2 protein-coding genes, 1 other RNA gene and 1 pseudogene are annotated in these 2,560 nt (G+C 67.0%); 3 read left to right on the top strand and 1 reads right to left on the bottom strand.

Going from position 1 to position 2,560, the window contains the following annotated elements:
- Positions 1-1,201 (bottom strand): annotated as a pseudogene (dnaX, locus tag ACDELDRAFT_RS21180) (DNA polymerase III subunit gamma/tau); the annotation flags it as partial.
- Between the two features lie 97 nt (positions 1,202-1,298).
- Here dnaX and ACDELDRAFT_RS21175 point away from each other — a divergent pair.
- The 3 genes from ACDELDRAFT_RS21175 (at position 1,299) to ACDELDRAFT_RS21170 (ending at position 2,476) form a co-directional block, all read left to right on the top strand.
- On the top strand, positions 1,299-1,850 hold the full coding sequence (locus ACDELDRAFT_RS21175; RefSeq protein WP_005800267.1) for a cytochrome b: 552 nt from the start codon (positions 1,299-1,301) through the stop codon (positions 1,848-1,850).
- Positions 1,851-1,899: 49 nt separating this feature from the next.
- Positions 1,900-1,996, top strand: an RNA gene (gene ffs / locus ACDELDRAFT_RS24360) — signal recognition particle sRNA small type.
- 264 nt (positions 1,997-2,260) lie between these two features.
- Complete coding sequence (locus ACDELDRAFT_RS21170) at positions 2,261-2,476, top strand: hypothetical protein (protein ID WP_005800265.1); 216 nt, start codon at positions 2,261-2,263, stop codon at positions 2,474-2,476.
- The last annotated feature ends 84 nt before the right edge of the window (positions 2,477-2,560 follow it).

The following is a 2,560-nucleotide window of genomic DNA, read 5'->3' as shown; positions in this document are numbered from 1 at the left end:
GGCGCACGCTGCGCCACGGTGCCAACCCCTGGCGCAGCGCCGACCGGTTGGGCGGGTTCAGGCCGCGTCAGAGTTTTTTTTCAGCCGTTTCGCCCGAAGGCTTGAAGGCCAGCAGGCGCAGCAGCACCATGGTCAGCGCCGCATATTCGTCTGGCGCCAGGCCCAACTCGGCGCGCCCGTGCAGGCACAGGCTGTAGAGCAGCTGGGTTTCGTCGGCGGGCATCAGCGCAGCCAGACGCGCGGTTTCGGACGCTTCGGGGTCGTCGGCATCCACCGCACCCGCCATCTGCGGCACGGCCTGGAACACGGCCATGCGCTGCAGCACGGCGCTCATTTCCTCCAGCGTGGATGCAGCCGACAGGCCGTTGATGCGCAGCGCGTCCGAGGTTTCAACCACCGTGCGGCCGTCGCCCTGCGCGAGGGCATCGATGAGCCGGAACACGTAGGACCGATCCACCGCGCCCAGCATCTGGCGCACCGCGGCTTCCTGCAACTGGCCACTGCCAAAAGCGATGGCCTGGTCGGTAAGCGACAGCGCATCGCGCATGGAGCCCCGCGCCGCGCGCGAGAGCAAGCGCAGGGCCTGGGGTTCGGCCGGCACGTTCTCGGCCGCGAGCACTTGCGTGAGGTGCGAGAGCACCGTCTCGGGCGCCATGGGGCGCAGGTTGAACTGCAGGCAGCGGCTGAGCACCGTCACAGGCACCTTCTGCGGATCGGTCGTAGCCAGCACGAACTTGAGGTATTCGGGCGGCTCTTCCAGCGTCTTGAGCATGGCGTTGAACGCCGTGTTCGTGAGCATGTGCACTTCGTCGATCATGAAGACCTTGAAGCGCCCCTGCACCGGCTTGTACACCGCCTGCTCAAGCAGGCTCTGCACCTCGTCCACGCCGCGGTTCGAGGCGGCATCGAGCTCGGTGTAGTCCACAAAGCGGCCGCTGTCGATGTCCGTACAGGCCTGGCACACACCGCAGGGCGTGGCGGTGATGCCGCCCTGCCCGTCCGGGCCCTGGCAGTTCAGCGACTTGGCCAGGATGCGCGACACCGTGGTCTTGCCCACGCCGCGCGTGCCCGTGAACAGGTAGGCATGGTGCAGGCGCTGCTGCGTGAGCGCATTGGTCAGGGCCTGCACCACGTGCTCCTGCCCCACCATTTCCGTGAAATTGCGGGGGCGGTACTTGCGGGCGAGCACGAGGTAGGACATGGACGTGATTCTATGTTGCGCCCACGCCCGCCCGGCCATGGCTTCAGACAGCCTTCAGGATCGGGAACCATCATGCCTTCCTTTGCCTGGAACAGACATGACACCTCGACTCCCTTCCTCGCGCTTCAGCGGCTGGTCCATTGCCCTGCACTGGCTCATGGCAGCGCTGCTCGTGACCACGGCGGCCACCATGGAACTGCGAGGCATGTACCCCAAGGGCAGCGACGCCCGTGATCTGCTGAAAGCAGCCCACTACACCCTGGGCGTCGGGGTGTTCGTGCTGGTGTGGCTGCGCCTGCTCGCACGCGCGTTCCAGGCGACGCCGCCGATCACGCCCATGCCGCCCGCGTGGCAAGCGATGATGGGCCGCGCCATGCATGTGGCGCTCTATGCCCTGATGATCGGACTGCCCTTGCTGGGCTGGCTGGCATTGAGCGCAAAAGGCGCGCCCATCACCCTGCTCGGCGGGCTGCAGTTGCCTTCCGTCCTGGCAGAGAACCGCGATACTTCGCGTTGGCTCAAGGAGCTGCACGAAGCGGGTGCCACGGCCGGCTACGCACTGGTGGCGTTGCACGCGGCGGCGGCGCTGCTGCACCACTATGTGGTGCGCGACAACACGCTGCTGCGCATGCTGCCGGGCCGGCGCTGAGTCAGCCCTGCGGCAGCCAGGGGCACGCTATTGGCTTACAATCGACGATGACGGGCCTCCCCGCATGGTGAAGCGGCCAACCGGGTCAGGTGGGGAACCAAGCAGCCCTAACTGTGGAGCCAGTGCCGGGGGTAAGGCTCGTCAACTTCTTTCAGCGCGGATGCCGTTCTTCTCGAACAAGCGGCATCCCGACCACCCCATACCACAACAATCCCTCTGCGCCCCGCAACCAAGCCGGGGCTGTGCGGTATGTGATGCATCCGTACGCATGCGCCCCACTCGGCTTTGCTGCCACTGCGGCACGGCCTGGAGTACCATCAAATTGGAAATGGTGGCCCTGCGGTCCCTTGCATGCCGATACATGGCGGCCCGCACACCCCAGCCAACCCCGACAACGAGACGAGGTGCCCGTGTTTGCTGAAAACTTCAACCCCCTCGCGGCGCTGGCCGCCGCCCGGTGCCCCCGCTGCCACGCCGTGGGCCTGGTTGAAATCGACGCCGAAGTCCACGACAAGGCACCCGAGGCCGACAAGCACCAGGCCCGCTACCACATCAGCCCCAGCCTCTACGCCCAGTGCCCCGTCTGCGGCCTGGTCGGCGAGTGGCCGGGCGTCACCGACCATTGACGCCGATGCACCCCAGTTTTGCGCCAGGCCTCGCGCCCCCATCCCGCCCGCCCCTCTTCCCTTCCGTCCACCAGCCCACCACCC

It is taken from the genome of Acidovorax delafieldii 2AN (assembly GCF_000175235.1).
Classification (GTDB): domain Bacteria; phylum Pseudomonadota; class Gammaproteobacteria; order Burkholderiales; family Burkholderiaceae_C; genus Acidovorax; species Acidovorax delafieldii_B.
Note: the sequence above shows the minus strand (reverse complement) of the source record. Positions and strands in the feature narration are given on the sequence as shown.